This window comes from Pelolinea submarina, from assembly GCF_003966975.1.
Lineage (GTDB): Bacteria > Chloroflexota > Anaerolineae > Anaerolineales > Anaerolineaceae > Pelolinea > Pelolinea submarina.
The window spans coordinates 1,391,579-1,409,781 of sequence record NZ_AP018437.1 but is presented as its reverse complement, the minus strand read 5'-3'; the positions used below and the strand labels follow the sequence as shown (position 1 = coordinate 1,409,781).

The 18,203-nt window shown below is 52.4% G+C and carries 16 protein-coding genes; 8 read left to right on the top strand and 8 right to left on the bottom strand.

Going from position 1 to position 18,203, the window contains the following annotated elements; translation table 11 throughout:
• Window positions 1-9 precede the first annotated feature (9 nt).
• The 3 genes from aroH to Pelsub_RS06235 all read right to left on the bottom strand — a co-directional run bounded on the left by aroH (window position 10) and on the right by Pelsub_RS06235 (window position 2,618).
• Entirely contained in the window at window positions 10-402 is a 393-nt protein-coding gene (aroH, locus tag Pelsub_RS06245; protein ID WP_198418412.1) for a chorismate mutase, read from the bottom strand.
• A gap of 207 nt (window positions 403-609) precedes the next feature.
• A complete protein-coding gene (gene pheA / locus Pelsub_RS06240) occupies window positions 610-1,431 on the bottom strand; it encodes a prephenate dehydratase (RefSeq protein ID WP_116224589.1) in 822 nt (273 codons plus the stop codon).
• On the bottom strand, window positions 1,428-2,618 hold the full coding sequence (locus tag Pelsub_RS06235; protein WP_158675004.1) for a pyridoxal phosphate-dependent aminotransferase: 1,191 nt from the start codon (window positions 2,616-2,618) through the stop codon (window positions 1,428-1,430). The genes pheA and Pelsub_RS06235 overlap by 4 nt, the downstream gene beginning before the upstream one ends.
• Window positions 2,619-2,858: 240 nt before the next feature.
• On the opposite strand from Pelsub_RS06235, the gene Pelsub_RS06230 reads away from it, so the two are divergent.
• The 8 genes from Pelsub_RS06230 (at window position 2,859) to Pelsub_RS06195 (ending at window position 11,771) form a co-directional block, all read left to right on the top strand.
• The gene (locus Pelsub_RS06230) at window positions 2,859-4,466 is read left to right on the top strand and encodes a glucosyltransferase domain-containing protein (protein WP_116224591.1); all 1,608 of its coding nucleotides are present in this window, start codon (window positions 2,859-2,861) and stop codon (window positions 4,464-4,466) included.
• A 184-nt stretch (window positions 4,467-4,650) separates the two neighbouring features.
• Complete coding sequence (locus Pelsub_RS06225; protein WP_116224592.1) at window positions 4,651-4,863, top strand: FmdB family zinc ribbon protein; 213 nt, start codon at window positions 4,651-4,653, stop codon at window positions 4,861-4,863.
• 49 nt (window positions 4,864-4,912) lie between these two features.
• The gene (locus Pelsub_RS06220; RefSeq protein WP_116224593.1) at window positions 4,913-5,212 is read left to right on the top strand and encodes a metal-sensitive transcriptional regulator; all 300 of its coding nucleotides are present in this window, start codon (window positions 4,913-4,915) and stop codon (window positions 5,210-5,212) included.
• Window positions 5,213-5,251: 39 nt separating this feature from the next.
• Entirely contained in the window at window positions 5,252-6,217 is a 966-nt protein-coding gene (locus Pelsub_RS06215; protein ID WP_198418411.1) for an NAD(P)/FAD-dependent oxidoreductase, read from the top strand.
• A 37-nt stretch (window positions 6,218-6,254) separates the two neighbouring features.
• A complete protein-coding gene (trxA, locus tag Pelsub_RS06210) occupies window positions 6,255-6,605 on the top strand; it encodes a thioredoxin (RefSeq protein WP_325051645.1) in 351 nt (116 codons plus the stop codon).
• A gap of 162 nt (window positions 6,606-6,767) precedes the next feature.
• Window positions 6,768-8,675 carry an ABC transporter ATP-binding protein gene (locus Pelsub_RS06205; RefSeq protein WP_116224596.1) on the top strand — a complete coding sequence of 636 codons (1,908 nt, stop codon included), beginning with the start codon at window positions 6,768-6,770 and terminating at the stop codon, window positions 8,673-8,675.
• An 87-nt stretch (window positions 8,676-8,762) separates the two neighbouring features.
• Window positions 8,763-9,689 carry an NBR1-Ig-like domain-containing protein gene (locus Pelsub_RS06200; protein ID WP_116224597.1) on the top strand — a complete coding sequence of 309 codons (927 nt, stop codon included), beginning with the start codon at window positions 8,763-8,765 and terminating at the stop codon, window positions 9,687-9,689.
• A gap of 213 nt (window positions 9,690-9,902) precedes the next feature.
• Window positions 9,903-11,771 carry a carbohydrate-binding domain-containing protein gene (locus Pelsub_RS06195; RefSeq protein ID WP_116224598.1) on the top strand — a complete coding sequence of 623 codons (1,869 nt, stop codon included), beginning with the start codon at window positions 9,903-9,905 and terminating at the stop codon, window positions 11,769-11,771.
• Window positions 11,772-11,842: 71 nt separating this feature from the next.
• Here the strand turns inward: Pelsub_RS06195 and Pelsub_RS06190 are convergent, their stop codons facing one another.
• The 5 genes from Pelsub_RS06190 to Pelsub_RS06170 all read right to left on the bottom strand — a co-directional run bounded on the left by Pelsub_RS06190 (window position 11,843) and on the right by Pelsub_RS06170 (window position 18,189).
• Complete coding sequence (locus Pelsub_RS06190; protein WP_116224599.1) at window positions 11,843-13,483, bottom strand: bifunctional diguanylate cyclase/phosphodiesterase; 1,641 nt, start codon at window positions 13,481-13,483, stop codon at window positions 11,843-11,845.
• Window positions 13,484-13,648: 165 nt separating this feature from the next.
• Window positions 13,649-15,031 (bottom strand): aldehyde dehydrogenase family protein, encoded by a 1,383-nt coding sequence (locus Pelsub_RS06185; protein ID WP_116224600.1) that lies wholly within the window; start codon window positions 15,029-15,031, stop codon window positions 13,649-13,651.
• Window positions 15,032-15,043: 12 nt separating this feature from the next.
• Entirely contained in the window at window positions 15,044-16,126 is a 1,083-nt protein-coding gene (locus tag Pelsub_RS06180; RefSeq protein WP_116224601.1) for a transaldolase family protein, read from the bottom strand.
• Between the two features lie 27 nt (window positions 16,127-16,153).
• Window positions 16,154-17,161, bottom strand: coding sequence for a sugar phosphate isomerase/epimerase family protein (locus tag Pelsub_RS06175; RefSeq protein ID WP_116224602.1), 1,008 nt, complete (start codon window positions 17,159-17,161; stop codon window positions 16,154-16,156).
• Window positions 17,161-18,189 (bottom strand): Gfo/Idh/MocA family protein, encoded by a 1,029-nt coding sequence (locus Pelsub_RS06170; protein ID WP_116224603.1) that lies wholly within the window; start codon window positions 18,187-18,189, stop codon window positions 17,161-17,163. Before Pelsub_RS06170 ends, Pelsub_RS06175 begins: the two co-directional genes overlap by 1 nt.
• Between the last annotated feature and the right edge of the window lie 14 nt (window positions 18,190-18,203).

The following is an 18,203-nucleotide window of genomic DNA, read 5'->3' as shown; positions in this document are numbered from 1 at the left end:
GGCAAACTCCTATCTTTTCTCATCTTCAGTAATATCAAGCGTGGATAATTCCAAATCGGGGCGCAGCGCACACGCGCCGCGCAAATAAATGTGGCTAATCTCACTCTGTTCTCTGGCGGTGTTCCATTGCAGCAGCACGCGGATGCACAGCGGCAGGCTGCCCGGCACCGGGATTTCGCGCGCATCCAGCATGGGCACGCCCGCCCAACCCAGGTCGCGCGCGGCGCGCGCGGGGAAGGCCGAGCAGATATCTTCCGTAACAGTGAAAATGGCGCTGCCAATGTCGGCAGGTTCCAAACCGGGATTGGCGGTCAGCATGGTTTCCAGCAATTCGCGCGTAGCGGAAAGCACATTCGCGCTGGTATCGGATTCAATTGTGGTTGCGCCGCGTATTCCTCGCATGCTCATGTCTGCTCCTAAAACAAAAAGAGCGAGCCGTTTGGCTCGCTCTTTCGATATACAGGTATTTTTATTTTACCTATCGCTTAAGCGCCACAAACGGCGTCCGGTGACTGGAGCCGTAATAAAAATAGTAGCTAAAAAAGAAGCGATAAGAATTGTTCATGTTGGGCGCTATTTTATACCATCCTATTACATCTGTCAATGCTTTTAACGTATTTCGTCATGGAAGCGCGGGTAACAGCCTAGTACGCGCAGCATCAACGCCCGGCTCTGCAGCGATTCCAGCGCGCCGCGGCCGGGTTCCTCATCGGCCGAACCGACAAAATCAATATAGAACAGATACTCCCAAATCTTCCCCACCAGCGGGCGTGATTCCATCTTGGTCAGGTCAATGCCCCGTTCGGCGAAAGCCCGCAAGGATTGGTAAAGCGTTCCAGCTTCATTTTTCAGCGAAAAGACGATGGAAGTCTTGGCCTCGGTGCTTGGATGAGCCGGCTGGCGTGCGATTTCCAGGAAACGGGTGTAGTTTTCGGGATTATCTTCCATGCCTTCGCGCAAAATGCGCATGCCGTAAATCTCCGCGGCCCTTCTGGAAGCAATGGCCGCACAGTCGCGATCACCGCTTTCTTTAAGCAGTTTGACACTGCCGGCGGTATCATAAACCGCTTCGCTCTTCAGCCCCATCTCGCGCAAATGGCCGGCGCACTGGCCCAATGCCTGCGGGTGGCTGATAACGCGCCGAATTCCGGAAAGCTCGGCATCCGGGAAACCGATCAGGCAGTGGCGCACACGCAGGAAGTATTCTCCAACAATGTGAAGTTCATGCGACAGCAGCAGGTCATAGTTCTGGTGGATGCTGCCTGCCAGTGAATTCTCAATCGGGATCAATCCGGCCGGGCATTTTTCGTCCGCCACCGCGTCAAAGACGTCCGCGAAACTTTCATACGGCACCATATCCGCCTGGCCGTAATACGCCATGCCAGCTTCTTCGCTATACGCACCCGGTTCACCCTGAAAAGCTACTCTCATGCGCCCTCCACTTTCATTTTTGCCCAATCCAGAATTGCCCTGAAGCCTTTTTCCACATCCTCGTCCGAAGCGGCAATGGTCATACGCACAAAACCCTGGCCGCACGGGCCGAATGCCGTACCGGGCACCAGGCCGATGCCGGCCTGGTCCAGCAGCTGCTCACAAATCTCGTCCGCTGTCAGTTTTAACGCGCGCAGGTCAAGAAAGAAATAGAAGGCGCCCTGCGGCGGCGCAACGGCCACCGCCGAGTCCGGATATTCGGAATAAATTCGCATCACCAGGTCACGCCGGCGGGCATACCCCGCGCGCATCTCGGCGGCTTGCACCTGCATCGCCTCGTCTGTCAGTGCGAAAGCAGCCGCTTCCTGAATGAAAGGCGCTACACAGGTGATGGAATTCTGGCTGGCTTTGAGGGCATTCTCGATGACTGCCTCAGGCGCTGCCAGGTATCCAATTCGCCAGCCGGTCATGGCATAGGTTTTGGATAGACTATTAACCAATATCACGTGACTGCGATGTTCGGGGAAAGAGGCTGCCGATACCGGTTTTTCAGCAAAATAGAGATTTTCATAGACCTCGTCGCTGATCACCCACAGGTCATGTTGGGCGGCAAATTCCAACAGCGCTTTCAGGTAATCGCGCGGCGGAACAGCCCCGGTCGGGTTGGCCGGATAATTAATTACCAGTGCACGCGTCTGCGGTGTGAGCGCGCTGTTCCAGGCTTGCAGCTTGGGTAGAAAGCCATCCTCCGGCAATGCCGGTACAGAAATGACATTGCCGCGCAGCAGGCGCACCATATTGGCGTGCGTACCCCAACTGGGATCCGGGATCATGACCGCGTCGCCCGGGTTGAGGATGGATTGCAGCGCCGTGTAGTAGGCATGCACGCCGCCGTGCGTGACCAATATCTCGCTTTCGGGATCATAAGGCGCAGCCAGTTTGGCAGCGATTGCTTTACGTAAGTGAGGGAATCCACGGCTGGGTCCGTAATGCGTCAAACCGGACTGCATGGCGCGCATACCGGCCGCGATAATTTCATTGGGTGTAGAAAAATCCGGGTCGCCGGCGGTTAGCGAAATGACGGTGCGTCCGGCTGCCTTAAGCGCCAACATGCGATCCGAGACCGCTATGGTGGGCGATTGGCCGATATAAGTAAATTGCTGGTTGAGCGGCGGATGATTGGACATAGTGTTCCCTAAGATACCATTATTTTTCCAGATTAGCATCATTATAATTGCGGAAAGGAAAATTACCGCAATTATTATCGATTTTTCGCTTGCGTAAATTTTCAAGTAGTTTTAACATTTTGCTCAACCAGGATTTCCCGCCCTTATGCTCCAACCAGCAAGCGGGATTATGCTAAGATAAAAGCAGCGCAGCGCTTGTCCGCTGAAAGCCGCGCAGGAGACGACCGATACAGGAATCTTATGAGCCAATTCAACCGCACCCAAAAACGTATTTTCTTCGTCCTTCTGGTTATTGCCATACTAACCTTCATCCTGCTGATCTTCCCCAACGCCGCAGCCTCCGATGACCTGGCGATGGTCAGGGTTTTTGAACCGGACGAAGCCGCCCAACTGCCTTACGTCTTGGCCATGCTGTCCCCGGCGGAAAGCTTCGTGCAGGGCATCAAAAATTTCGTTTTCTACCAGTACTATTTTTACGGCTTCCCCTTTTTCGGCTTCTCGGCCCTATCCATCCTGCCATTAAAACTGCTGGGCGGGCTGGGCAATACTGCCCAGGTCATGCTGGTGCTGCGCCAAATTGTCAGCGTGCTGCCCATGTTGATTGCTTTGCTGCTGCTGGTTTACATGCAGGACGAATTCCGTACTTACCGTTCCGCGGTGATGTTCGTTTTCCTATTAAGCCTGCCGGCTGTGCTGGCCAACTTCTTCTGGTGGCACGTGGACAGCCTGGTATTTCTGCTAATTGTGCTGGTCATGGTTTTCCTTAAGAAGGATGCCTTGCGTTTCGGCAAAGATTTTTTGATCGCGGCTGCCCTGACCGGTTGTGCGACCGCCGCCAAATTGATCGGACTGTATTTCTTCCTGGCTATTGCCACATTACTGGTGATTGGCCTGGTGCAGAAGAAAGCGCCTTTCACACGCCTGTTGAAATCCGCGCTCTTCTTCATTGTGGTGATGGGGTTGGCTTACCTGATCTCCAATCCCTTCCTGGTTTCTTATTGGGCCCGTCAGGAATACCAGATGATTTTCAATAAACAGATGGGATTGCTTTCGGAAGGTTACGGTGTGGTCTATCAGAAAGGTCTGGGACAAGCCTGGACCATTATGCACCAGTATTATGGCGAATGGTTCCTCATTTTGGCCGCGCTGGGGGCGACTGTATGGGGAATACTGAAAGGGCCGAACAAACTGCTGCATACTATCATTCTGACCTGGGCTATCCCCTTGAGCGTTTCCGTCATCTGGTTCACGCATTTTAAATATCAATATTGGCTGCCGGTGGCGCTGCCGTTGTTCTCTTGTCTGGTGATGCTGCTGCCCGAGGAAGTAACATTGAAACCGGTACGGACAGTGGATTGGAAAGCAATCTTCTCCAAATTAGCCGCTTTACTGCTGGTGTTGCAATTCGCCCTGAATCTGGGCTCGGCCATTCCCGCCTATCAGTCTCGTCTGGCACGCGCGCAAGACAACCCCGAAATCGCTTTTTATGATCAGGCCTTGGATTCCCTGGCTGACCTGGCAAACACTCCATTAAAAGTCTATTTTGATTACCGCCTGTATGTTCCTGAAAGGGAAAACTGGACGCTGGAAACTTCGTATGACCTGCTTTCTTATAATTATGTGCAGGAGAACGATTACGATGTGTTATTCCTTTTACAGCAGCGCATCGCCGATTATCTCGACCCATCCGCCAGCGGCATCGACGCGCAGCAGTTCGCCAACAGCCAGGCTTTCTATGCCGACGCCAACGCGGGTACGCTGCAGGGATATTCATTGGTCTTTCGCAATGATACCGGCTTGGTATTTGTCAAAGAAGACGTGCTGCCGGCTGACAAACCAATGGATTAGCCTTTTTCGATCGAATCCCCCTGTTTTTCACAAATCCGTCCCGGTTTTCTCAACCGGGATTTTTTTATGCCGGTAATTTGTTAATTCTTTATAAAAAAAGATGTTGGATATCCCTGAAACCTTGACACATTATTCAATGATGCTATACTGGGGTATAGTATATAGAACTGAGGTTTAACGGAAGATGCCTTTATATGAATACCACTGCCAGAATTGCGCAGAAGACTTTGAAAAGATCGTGCGCTTCTCCGAAGCGGACCGCTTACCTCCCTGCCCGGTATGCGGCAGTACCGAAACGCACAAAAAGATTTCGGCCGCGGCTTCGCTGGGCGGCTCTTCTTCCGGAGGGTCACGGTCATCCGGCGGCAGTTGTGGTTCAGGCGGCGGATTTAGCTGAGCAGGTTAAGGTTTTTACAACCGGGCGTTGTGAATAACAGAGGATAAGCATGAAAATCGAGAATAACGAGAGCAAGCAAAAATTGATCCAGCGTCTGCGGCGCATCGAAGGACAGGTACGCGGTGTGCAGAGCATGCTGGACGAGGAACGCGACTGCCGTGAAATTATGCAGCAGTTGACCGCCATCCATTCAGCCGTGCAATCCACCAGCCGGGCATTCTTCCAGGATTATGCCGCTGTCTGTCTGGCCGAAATGGACGAAAAAGAGATGCAGGCCGGAACAGGTATGCAGGTCAAACGGGAGAAGATTCTGCAGGAAATGATTACCCTGCTGGATAAGACCCCTTAGTCCGGATAAATTGGACGAAATATTTACAGGAGTTTAACGTTGACAACAGATATGAATGATAGCAACTTATACGATGTGGTCATCATTGGCGGCGGACCGGCCGGGGCGACAGCCGCGCTTTACACTGCGCGGGCCGGGTTGAAAACCCTGGTGCTGGACAAAGGCTTGACCGCCGGCGCGCTGGGGATCACCGGAAAGATCGCCAACTACCCCGGACTGACCGAACCGATCAGCGGCGCTGAATTACTGGAGCGCATGCGCAGCCAGGCCAAATCCTTCGGGGCGCAATTCGTTACGGACAAAGTGATCGGCGTCGTTCTAAACGAAGAAGAAAAGATGGTCTTCGGCAACCAGGGCACCTACTACAGCCAAGCGGTGATCGTGGCTACCGGTTCACTGGGACGCGGTACGCGTATCAAGGGTGAAGAGGAATTGCTCGGAAAAGGCGTTTCTTACTGCGCCACCTGTGACGCGGCTTTCTTCAAAGATCAGGACGTAATGGTCGCCGGCAGCAGCGACGAGGCTATCGATGAGGCGCTCTACCTGACACGTTTTGCCAGCCGGGTTCATTTCCTCTGTCCGCGCGAAGACCTGAAAGCGCCCCAGGAATTGATCGATGAGCTTTTAGCTAACCCCAAAGTCGATCTGCATTGCAACACGACTTTGCTGGAAATCATCGGTACGGAACAAGTGGAAGCCGTCCGCTTCCAGCCAAAAGGCCAGACTGAGGAAACCTTACCCATCAAGGGCGCCTTTGTTTACCTGCAGGGCGGCCGCCCCATCACCGATTTCCTGCAAGACCAATTGGAACTCAACGAAGGCGGGTGTGTGGTGGTGGATAAAGAATTCCAGACCGCCATTCCGGGCGTATACGCGGTTGGAGATGTACTCTGCAACCACGTCAAGCAAGTGGTCATCGCCGCCGGTGAGGGCGCGGTGGCCGGTATGGCCCTCGAGAAAGCGCTGCGCGGGCGGCGCAAGATCGTAGTGGATTGGGCCAAATAGAAAAGAACTTATCAAAATCTAAAATAAAAAACGGAGAATTGAAATGAATGAACCTGTACATATCACGGATGCGGAATTTGAAGAAAAGGTATTGAAATCCAGCCTGCCTGTTATCGTGGATTTCTGGGCACCCTGGTGCGGACCCTGCCGTATGGTAGCGCCCATCCTGGATAAGATTGCCAAAGAAATGGGCGACAAAGTCGTGGTGGCTAAGGTCAACACAGATGAGAATGTGGAATGGGCCAGCAAGTACGGCGTGCGCGGTATCCCCACCATGTTGTTCATTCACAACGGTGAAGTCATGCACAGCCAGGTCGGCGCACTGCCCGAACCCATGCTGCGCGATGTACTGAGAAATTTCCTCGAAGCCGTTCCGGCTGAAAGCTAGTCAATCTACCGCCGTAGATTCGAAAAAACCTGCTGAATAAAAATCAGCAGGTTTTCGTTTTATCAGCTCCTGGTGGACTGATTATTAATGATCTCTATTCTTTACCATTAATTAGCCACCGGCATTTATAATCGTACCTGCAAGAAGAAATGGAGTTTGAATATGCATCTAGGTGGCTGGCACAGTTATCTGCGTTCCGGGGACGAAAAACCTCGCATCACCCGTAACCTGCTTAAACGGGTTATGGCTTATGCCGGTGCCTACCGCTGGCACCTGGTGGGCATGCTGGTGTTGATTTTGGCTACCTCCGGGTTGTCGCTGCTCTCTCCGTTAATTGTTCGTGACCTAATTGATAAAACCATCCCCGCCAAAGATACCCGCCGCCTGCTGCAACTTTCGCTGGCGCTTTTAGCTTTGCCCGCTTTGAAAGGCGGTATTCGCGTGTTGGAGCGCCGCTTAAATACGGCCGTGGGAGAAGGCGTCATTTTCGACCTGCGCTCAGCTCTGTTCTCCAAATTCCAGCAGATGCCGCTCAGTTTCTTCACCCACACCAAAGTGGGTGAGATGGTAAGCCGCCTGAACAACGATGTGATCGGCGCACAGAACGCCATCAGCAACACCATCGTCAATATCTTGACCGACCTGGTTCAAGCTGTAGCTGTGTTTATTGTGATGACAACTATTGAATGGCGCTTAACCCTGATCAGTGTGATCATCCTGCCGCTCTTCATCATAGCCTCGCGCATGTTGGGTGGAAAACTGCGCGACGCAGCCCGTGAACAAATGGAAGCTAACTCAGGCATGAACGCGCTCATCAACGAGACGCTCAACATCGGCGGCGCGTTGTTGGTCAAGTTATTTGGGCAACAATCCACCGAGACCAGCCATTTCCGCGATCGCGCCGGCAGGGTGCGCGATTTGGGTATTAAACGGGCCGTTTACGGTTCGGTATTTTTTGTCATCATCAGCCTGCTCAGCGCTGTGGGCACCGCGCTGGTGTATGGGTTTGGCGGTTACCAGGTCATTCTCGGGACACTGACCGTCGGCACCATCGTGGCCCTGGGCTCTTACCTGGGCATGCTGTATAGTTCGCTGCAAAGCCTGGCCAACGCGCCGGTGGAATTCAGCACTTCCGTGGTCAGCTTCGAACGTGTATTTGAAGTGCTCGATCTGCCGGTGGAAATTGAAGAGAAAGAACAGGCTGTGGAACTCAAGGATATTAAAGGAGAAATCCGCTTTGAGCATGTCTGGTTTGAGTACAATGACCATCCCAAAGACTTGCTAAATGAAGTCAAGCGTTTTGGCTCCCAAAGCGACTCGCGTGCCGGTATTTCGGATGAAGAAGTGCCGGAAATGGATGAAGAACGCGAACACCCCGCCAGCCAGGCGCGTAAGACCGCCCTGCTCGATATCGACTTCGTCATTCCACCCGGGCAGTTGACCGCCCTGGTTGGGCCCAGCGGTGCAGGCAAGACCACTATAACTTACCTTATCCCGCGTCTTTATGATCCCACCCGGGGACGGATCTTGATTGATGGGCATGATCTGCACGATGTGTCCCTTAAATCGCTTAGCGATCAGATCGGTATGGTTACCCAGGAAACCTACCTGTTTCACGACAGTATTTACGCCAACCTGCTGTTCGCGCGGCCGGATGCCAGCCAATCCGAGGTCTTTGATGCTGCCAAGGCCGCCAATATCCACAACTTCATTTCCGATCTACCGGATAACTACAAAACGGTTGTAGGTGAACGCGGTTACCGGTTAAGCGGCGGCGAAAAACAGCGCATCGCCCTGGCGCGCGTAATTCTCAGAGATCCGCGCATCCTGATTCTGGACGAAGCCACCAGCAGTCTGGACAGCCAATCTGAAGCGCTCATCCAGGAAGCCCTCAAGCGTGTTATGGCCGGCCGTACCAGTTTGGTGATTGCCCACCGCTTGAGTACCATTCTGGCAGCCGATCAGATATTGGTGCTCAACCGCGGCAAGATTGCGGAACATGGCACGCACCAGGAGCTGCTCACATTGAACGGCATCTACGCCAACCTTTACAGGACGCAATTCCAGTAAGATCTCCTATTATTTTTACGTTTTACAAATCTTTATACTTGTGCTAAAGTATTACTATAGTTGACGGTCAACTGAGAGGAGGAGGGCATGGCCTCAAAAAAGAAAAACCGTTTTCTGGTATCAATCATTCTGATTTTCGTTTTAATAACAACGTTGGCTTGCGCGATCTCATTCAATCAAAAGAACAACGACGAGTTGGAAAGCTTGCAACTCCAACTCACTGTGCAAGCTCTGCAAAACGCCGCAGCCCAACCCGTCCAAAATCAATCTGCCCAACAACCCGTAGAAAATCAATCCGGCCAAAGTCAATCGGGGAATAATGCCCCCGAATCCCAGGCAATGGAAGAGGAAGTTGTAGAGGATGAAATTCCCTGCAACGACAGCCATATCATCGGTGAGACCATCAAAGATGGTACGGTATTTGAACCCGGGGAGACCTTTACAAAATCATGGACGCTGCGCAATGAAGGCGATTGCGATTGGACCGGTGGCTACGCGCTGAAATTTGTGGAAGGCAGCCGCATGGGCGGCGCATCCAGTATCAGCATCCCCTCGGTAATCGAACCTTACGAGGATATTACTTTTCAAGTTGACCTGACTGCCCCGGACACACCCGGCAAGTACACCGGTGTCTGGCAGCTGTTTGCCGATGATGGCGAAGAAATGGGCCGTTATTGGGTCATTATTAACGTTGAGAATCCCGCTCCGCTCTTTGCCGTCACATCGGTATCCACTAATATTACCAACAAGACCTTCTCAGGGGCTTGCCCACAGGCAATCAATGTGGAAGTCTATATAAAAGCTAACGGGCCAGGAACCATCACCTACCAGCCTGAAACCAGCGACCTGGGAATGGCCCCCGAAGACACAATCACTTTCGATAAAGCCGGTAGCGACACGGAATCATATACCTGGACAATCCAAAACTCGGGTAATTACTGGCTGAAGGTACATATTTCCGATCCCAACAACCAGACATTCGGCCCATATAATATGGTCGTAAACTGTCAGTAACATTTCCAACGGGAATGACCAGCCCGTTGTGTGAAATAAAAGAATTCGTAAAGAGTACATACGGATTCTTTTATTTTAAGGAAATGTCTTCCATCTGCAGGTTGTTGGAAAATGAGACTTTAGATGTATTTTTTGTAAATAAGTTGACAATTATTCATTTTTTCAAACGGGGCATGATAACATGCGTGCACGAACGAAATGGAGAATAAGAATATGAATAAACTACTTACAGCCCTGATTGTGGCGGCTGTTACCCTAACCTCGACTGCCTGTTCAACCAACGTTGCCAATCAACCCGCAGTGACCAGCGCAACTCTCTCCTCGAATAACACAACAGTTGAGAGTGTCAGCCTGGTAGACACATCCAGTTTAAACAGCGAAGATCTGACGGCCGAGATCAGCCTGGAAGGCAGCAGTATCCGGGTGGTTGGCGGCGGCGTCAGCGTGGACGGCACAACCGCTACCATCACCGCAGCCGGCGTTTACCGTCTGAGCGGCAGTTTGGACAACGGCCAAATCATTGTTGAAACGGAAGACGAGGGCACGGTTGAACTGATCCTGGACAACGCAGTCATAACCAACACCAGCAGCGCGCCAATCTTCGTCAGCAGTGCCGAGGAAGTCGTCATCACCCTGGCAGACGGCAGCAGCAACACCGTCACTGACGGCGCATCCTATGTCTTCGCGGACGCGGAAACAGAGGAACCGGACGCCGCTATTTTTTCCAAAAGCGACCTGGTCATCGGCGGCAGCGGTTCATTGACAGTCAATGCCAGCTACAAGAACGGTATTGCCAGCAAGGACTCCCTGACCATCGAGAACGGTATCATCACGGTGAACGCGATTGCGGATGGCATCAAAGGCAAAGATTCCGTCACCATCCAGGACGGCACACTAACTATCGTGAGCGGCAGCGACGGCATTCAATCGACCAACGACACCGATGAGGAAAAAGGCACCGTGACGATTTCCGGCGGCACCATCAATATCACCGCTGGCCTGGACGGCATTCAGGCGGAAACCGGCCTGCTGATTGGCGGCGGCAACCTCACCATCGTGACCGGCGGCGGCAGCGCCAACAGCAGCACACAAGCTGGCTGGGGCAACCCCGGTTCGGACAGCACCACGACCGAAAGCATGAAAGCGCTGAAAGCCGGTGTGGATCTGACTGTCAGCGGCGGCAGCATCAATATCGATTCGGAAGACGATGCCCTGCATTCCAATGGCAGCTTGACTATTGACGGCGGTGAATTGACCATCGCTTCGGGCGACGACGGCGTGCATGCCGACACCAGCCTGGTGATCAACAACGGCAGCCTCAACATCACCAAGTCCTATGAAGGGCTTGAGAGCGCAGCCATCACGCTCAACGGCGGCACTATCTACGTAACCTCCAGTGACGACGCCATCAACGTGGCCGGCGGCAGCGACGGTTCGGCTATGGGCGGACGCCCCGGGCAAAATAATTTCAGCGACGGCGGCAATTACACCCTGACCATCAACGGAGGAACTATTGTGCTGGATGCCGGCGGGGATGGGCTGGATTCCAACGGCACCATCAGCATGACCGACGGCGTTGTCATCGTCAACGGGCCAACCAATAATGGCAACGGACCGGTGGATTACATGGGCAGCTTCAATATTTCCGGCGGCTTCCTCGTGGCAGTGGGCAGCTCCGGCATGGCCCAGGCCACCAGCAGCGATTCCAGCCAGTACGCTGTGCTGTACAACTACGACAGCGCGCAAAGCGCCGATACGCTGATCAGCATCCTGAATCAGGCAGGCGAAAGCATCCTGACCTTCGCGCCCAGCAAGCAATACCAATCCGTGTTGTTCTCTTCCGCGGATATCCAGAATGGGGCGACCTATACCCTGACCTCCGGCGGCAGCGCCAGCGGAACCGCGCAGGACGGGCTCTATGAGAACGGGACTGTCAGCGGCGCCGGTCAGGTGACCAGTTTTACCATCTCCAGCATCGTGACCAGCCTGGGTACTGCCTCGAACATGATGGGCGGTGGCGGTGGTGGACGCGGCGGCCCAGGTGGCGGCGGAGGCGGCGGCATGCAGCCACCGGCCCAATAAGATACCAATCGATTATTAAAAAGATACCGGCTTAATTCAGCCGGTATCTTTCTCGATACGCTGTTCCCTATTTATTGCAGCTCTTGAGTTCCTTTATAAGTCTTTAGCCAGGCAGTTGCCTTGGTGAGATCCATAGGTTTGAAGAAATAATATCCCTGTACATAATCAACATTTAATGACTTCAACTCCTGGTAAATCGGCAGTGTTTCCACACCTTCTGCAATAGTCTCAATCCCCACGCTGGCGGCAAGGTTGATCAAACCAAGGACAATTTTCCGGTTGGTCTCATCCAGAATGATATTTTTGGTAAAGGTCTGGTCTATCTTGAGAGTATCTATCTTTGTCTTGGAAAAACTATCGATACTGGTGTTGCCGGCTCCGAAATCATCAATGCTGATTTTGATGCCCAGGTCGTGCAGTTGGCTCAGGCTGAGCAAAGCTTCATCATAGCTGGTAACCAATCCCCTTTCGGTTATCTCAAACGTAATTAAAGATGGGTCTACTTGAGAATTCTTAATAATTCCATCCACTCGCCTGACAAAATCTTCCTGCATTAAATTAGTAGGCGAGATATTTATTGCCATTTGCAGCGGTATGCCAAACTCAGCCAATTCTTTTATTCTTTGGGTATTTAGCTCAATCGACCAATAAGTCAGTTCATTGACCAGGTTTGTGGATTCCAGGTAATCAATGTATTCAGAAGGAGAAATCAGGCCGTACTCATGATGCGTCCAACGTACCAGCGCTTCAATGGAATTCGGGGAAAGGTCTTTGGAGCTCAAAATGGGCTGATAGTCAAAATCCAGCTCACCGTTACGGATGGCCTCATCTATTTGAGAAACAAGCTGGATAACCGGCAATAAACGTGCCTCACGCGAGGACAAAATTTGAAAAGGTTTATTCTTTTTCTTGGCTTCATCCAAAGCTAAGAGCCCTTTTTGTACTAATTCCATTGGTGTGGCCGCATCTGAAGGATAATCGGAAATACCCAGCGCCACATCACAAAAAATGGGAATCCCCTGGATGATCAGAGGCTTCTTGAAAAACTCAATTAGTTGCCGCGCGTACCAATCGTGATTTTTGTACAAACCAAATCCGATCAGATTCAAGCGAATTGAGAAAATGGGTTTATCCAGCTTTAAAACCTGTCGTAATTCAGGATCCAGAAATTGGATTAATTGGGAGAAAAAATCAAAACCAAATGCGGCTACTATATCATCCTGGTTTTTTATCTCCACCAGCATAACAGAATAAGAGGATTTCTCCCGTAATTCATCTTCCAGCAAACTAATGAAGCTATTCCGGTTGGGCAATTTCGTAAAAGGATCAATGGTCAGATACTCTTCCCTTTTTCTAAAGTTTTCAATCAGGAAGTTTCTTAGTGTGCCAACCAAACCACCCGCGGTACTTAAAAAGCCAATGCGGATCAACCAGTTCTGGGGAGCCTGTGGAACATGATTCTGTACAAGTAATGGCATCGCCGGCCCCAAAATCAATCCGCCGATCAGGCCGAAAAGCAGGCCCACATAAGGCCCAAATATAAAGCCGCCCACGATTACGGGAAAGAACATGAAATATGGGTACACAAAGGTAGTTCCCCCGGTTGCATAAACGATCAATCCCACAAAACCCTGTACCAAAACAACAATAAGAAATATGCCCAGATACATCCAATCAAATTTGGGCTTTTCATTTCGGATGAAAGAAAACATATACTTCCTCCCAATTTGAGAAAATCACCAAACCAAAACAATATATTAAGTAGTATATAACAATGCTTTCCTAAATAAATTTCAGCATTTTGTAATTTTCGGGCTTTTTAAAAACAAAAAGGCCTATTAAACATAAGCCTTTTTGTATTCAGTTGTTATGAACTTTCAGTCGCGCCCGTATTCCTTCCAATAAGCGCCGAAAATGGCTTCCTGATCCGGTTCGACCGGGTCGATTGGTTTGGACAGCCAGGTGACATTCATGTAATGTTTCCAGTGAATGTTTTCAGTGGTGATGTTTCCGCCCCAGGTTCCGCAGCCCAGCGTCAGGGTAAAAGGCATGCCATTGTTGTAGTTGCCGCTGTTGCCCAGACTGTGCGATTGGTTGACCATAATGCGGCTGACGTTGGCCTTCGCGCCTAATTCACGGATGTGATCCTCGTTGGTCGAGTGGATGCCGCAGGAATGGCCGCGCCCGTTCAGCGCGGTGATATCCGCGATCATCCGGATGGCATCCGGGAATTTTTCGTATTTCCACACAGTCAGCACCAGCGATAATTTTTCCTTACAGAAAGGATCATCATTGCCGATGTGCTTGCCTTCCACCATCAGCATCTTGGTGCCGGCGGGGATGGCGATTCCCGCCATTTCCGCGATGAGTTCCACCGGCTTGGCCACGATGGCGCCGTTAAGATGCACGCCGTCAGGCCACATCAGTTCCTGCAGTTTGGCGCGTTCCGCGTCGCTGCACATATAGCCGCCCTCGGCTTTCAGGTTAGCCACCATTTGATCATAGATAGCCGCCTGAAGAACCACCGAGTTCTCCGAAGAACAGGAAGTGGCGTTGTCAAAAGTCTTGCCGATCACGATTTTCTTGGCTGCGCCTGCCAGATCCGCGCTCTCATCCACGATCACCACGGCGTTACCGGCGCCTACGCCGTAAGCGGGCGTGCCGCTGGAATAAGCCGATTTGACCAGCGCACCGCCGCCGGTGGCAATCACCAGATCAACCTTGCTCATCAATTCCTTGGAAAGGTCGATGGTCGGTTCTTCAAGCAACTGGATCAAATCCAGGGGTGCGCCGACTTTGCGCAGTCCCGCCCACATGGATTCGCAAACCAATTTGGCCGTTTTCTTGGCTTTGGGGTGCGGCCCGAAGATAATGGCATTGCGCGCTTTCAAAGCCGGCAGCGCCTTGGACGGCAGCGTGGCCTCGCAGTTGGTCACCGGGGTGATGGCCCCAATCACGCCCACCGGTTTGGCAAATTTGAGCAGCCCTTTTTCGGGTATTTCCTCAATCAGCCCTACAGTCTTTACGCCCTGCAAATCGCGCAGCGTTCCGAGGGTTTTCTTCTCGTGTTTGAGTTTTTTATGCTCGTAAACACCCATGTTGGTTTCTTCAACGGCCAGCTTGGCAATGGCCGCCGCCTGTTTATAGGTCTCCCACCCCACTGCGGCCGTCATCAAATCCAGCTTTTCCTGAGGCCAGGATTCAATCTCGGCCTGTGCCGCTCTGGCTTTTACGATCAATTCATCAATCAAAGTACTCATCATATATCCAATCTATTTATCCGGGTCGGGCAGCATAAAATCACGGATCAGTGCCTGCAAGTCATGGTAGGACTGGATAAAACCGCGCAGAGTGCGCACCGTAGCACCGTAGGAATCAAATTCTTCCACCGGCATGCCATCTTCGTCATAAGCCTTCTTAAAATCTTCGAAGTGGGTATAGAGATAATCCACAATTTCCACCGGAACGGGGTTGTCCATGCGTTCCTTGACTTCCACGTCCGAAGCGTTGAACTGACGCTGCCAATTATAAGGAATGGTCAGAATCAGGTCGCCGCCGATAAATTCGGACCAGTGCAGGTGGTGGCGGTAAGCCGCCGCTAGCAGGCGCGTCCGGTAGCCGCGCTGCTTGTAGATGCCGTAGGCTTTTTTCATGCAGGCTACACCGGCCCAATCCATATAGCCGGGAGTCACGGCCATTTGTTTCTTTTTGGCGATGACCTTCAGCCAGTCGTCCATGCGGCCGACCATGATGGTGCAAACCGGGGTCATATCGTCCACCGGCTTGCCTTCGGCTTCGCGCCGCTTTAAGCCGCGTTCCACCGCTTCCGCCACCGCGAGAGACTGCGGTACGGTGAAGCACACGGTGGCATTGATGTTGACGCCGTGATAGGTAGCCTCTTCAATCGCCCGGATGCCTGCCTTGGTGACCGGAATCTTGACCTGGATGTTGGGTGCCAGCGTGTCAAAATATATAGCCTGCTCCACAATCGCGGCGGCATTACGGTAATTGGCCGGATTGGTCTGCACCGACAGGCGGCCTTTTTTTCCGTGTTCACGCTCGAACACCGGCAGCAGCAATTCCGAACCTTTTACACCGATTTCTTCAAAGATCTTCCAGGTGATCTCCACTTCCGACCACTCGGGATTTTCGTTAATCAATTGGTTCAAGCGGTCTTTCCAAAGGTGCAGTTCCTGTTTGAGCACGTTCAATACGATGGTCGGGTTTGAAGTTGCGCCAACCGCGCCATTATCAATCGCATAGGTCAATTCCTCAATAGAGCAGGAATCGTTCCAAAAATCAGTTTGTGTGGTTTCCACCGTCTCGTGCAGTGGGCTCTTATAGCTTGTACTCATTAGACTATCCTTTCCTAAAAACAATAGTTATTGGCCAAATTGGCCATCGAACGAATGGCTGCCAACCGGGAAGTTATAGCGGCGCGCCAGCTTGAGCGCTTCCTGCACGCCATACTCCCTCTCTATTCCATTATCCTCCCATTCCACCGACAGCGGCCCTTCATAGCCAATGCGGTTCAGGGAGCGGAAAATCGCATTCCAGTCCATACCGCCGTAACCGGCTGTAATGAATTCCCAGCCGCGCCGCGGGTCGCCAAACTTCAGGTGGGATCCTAAAATACTGCTGCGTCCGTCCAGATGGCGGAAGCAGTCTTTGACATGAACGTGATAAATCCGATCCGCGAAGGTCTCAATGAAAACAGACGGATCGATAAATTGATGATACAGGTGGCTGGGATCAAAATTGATCCCAAAGGCTGGGCGGTGTTCAAAAGCCTCCAGCGTTTTCTGGGTGGTGACGATATCGTAGGCAATCTCGGTGGGATGCACTTCTAGGCAGAACTTCACCCCCACCTGGTCGAACACGTCCAGAATAGGCGTCCAGCGTTCCGCCACTTCACGGTAACCGGCTTCGATCTGTTCCCAATCATTGGGCGGGAAGGAGTAAAACAGGTGCCAGATGGGTGAACCGGTAAAACCGATCACACGCTGCAGACCGAATTCCGCCGCGGCGCGGGCCGCATCCATCACCTCGGCAGCCGCGCGCTGTCGCACGCCCTCCGGGTCGCCATCGCCCCAAATGCGGGCAGGGATGATGCGCTTGTGGCGCTCATCAATGAATTTATCCGCCACGCACTGCCCCACCAGGGAAATATTGATGGCATGGCATTGGAAGTTATAACGGTCGAGCAGCGCGCGTTTCTCGCGCAAATAGTTTTTGTCCGCCAAAGCCTTTTGCACGTCGAAATGATCACCGTCGCAGGCTAACTCCAGGCCATCATAACCCCAACCATGGGCTTTCTCTGCCAGGCTTTCCAGCGGCAGGTCTACCCACTGCCCGGTGAACAAAGTAACAGGGCGCTTGGCAATATCCATTATTGATACATCTCCGCTTTCTCTATAGTATTAACCGGTACAATTTTGCCGCTGTGCAGCGATTCGATACAGGCTGTGGTAACCGCCATAGCCATGTAGCCATCCCAGGCGCTGGCGCCGCTGAATACTGTTCCGTTCTGCAAGCTCTCAATCCAGGCACGGTCTTCTGCGATGTAAGCCTCCGTAAAGGGGGAAAGCCAATCCGCTGAAACGTAGAATCCGCGGTGGGCTTTGTGGCGCAACAGAACTTTGTCGGGCTGCTGGGTCAGGGCTGTGCCGTATTGGCAGACCACTTCCGCCGAAACTTCGTAACCGTAATCCGCGTTGACAAACACCTCCCCCACCGCCATTTTGTCATGGCTCATCCGCATGTTGAGGATCAGCAAATCGCGCGTGTCCTCGTGCAATTCCGGGCGGGTTTTGATGCCGCGCACGTAAACCTCAAGGACTTCCTCACCCAGCAGAAAGCGGGCAGAGTCCATATCATGGCCGGCCGAGTTGGTCAGCACGGTCGCGCCGCTGGTACCGTAAGCCGAGGAAGCGTTGCGGTGCACGCCCTTCCACAGAAGGGGCTGGCCCAGTTCACCCGAAAGCACCGCTTCCCTGACAGCCGCGTGCTGCGGGTCAAAACGGCGCATGAAGCCGACCGAAACCAGACGCTTGCCGCTCTGCATTTCCGCCTGCACGACCGCCAGCGCGTCTTCCACATTAGTGGCCAACGGTTTTTCACACAATACCGGCTTTCCGGCTTTCAGGCAGGCCAGGGTCATGTCCGAGTGGTTATTATCCGGAGAAGCGATTAAGACCGCGTCCAACGTGGGGCTGTCAATCAATTTCAAAGGATCATCAAAAATTTGCGCGCCGTCACAAACAGCGGCCGCGTTGGCAGCGTTTTTCTGGTCTGTGTCGAAAACCGCGGAAACAAGCGCGCCGTCCACCAATCGGTGAATATTACCGGCGTGTCGTGTCCCCATGCCCCCCGTGCCGATGATGCCGACCGCGATTGATTTTCTATTATCCTGTGCCATATACGCTTACCTCC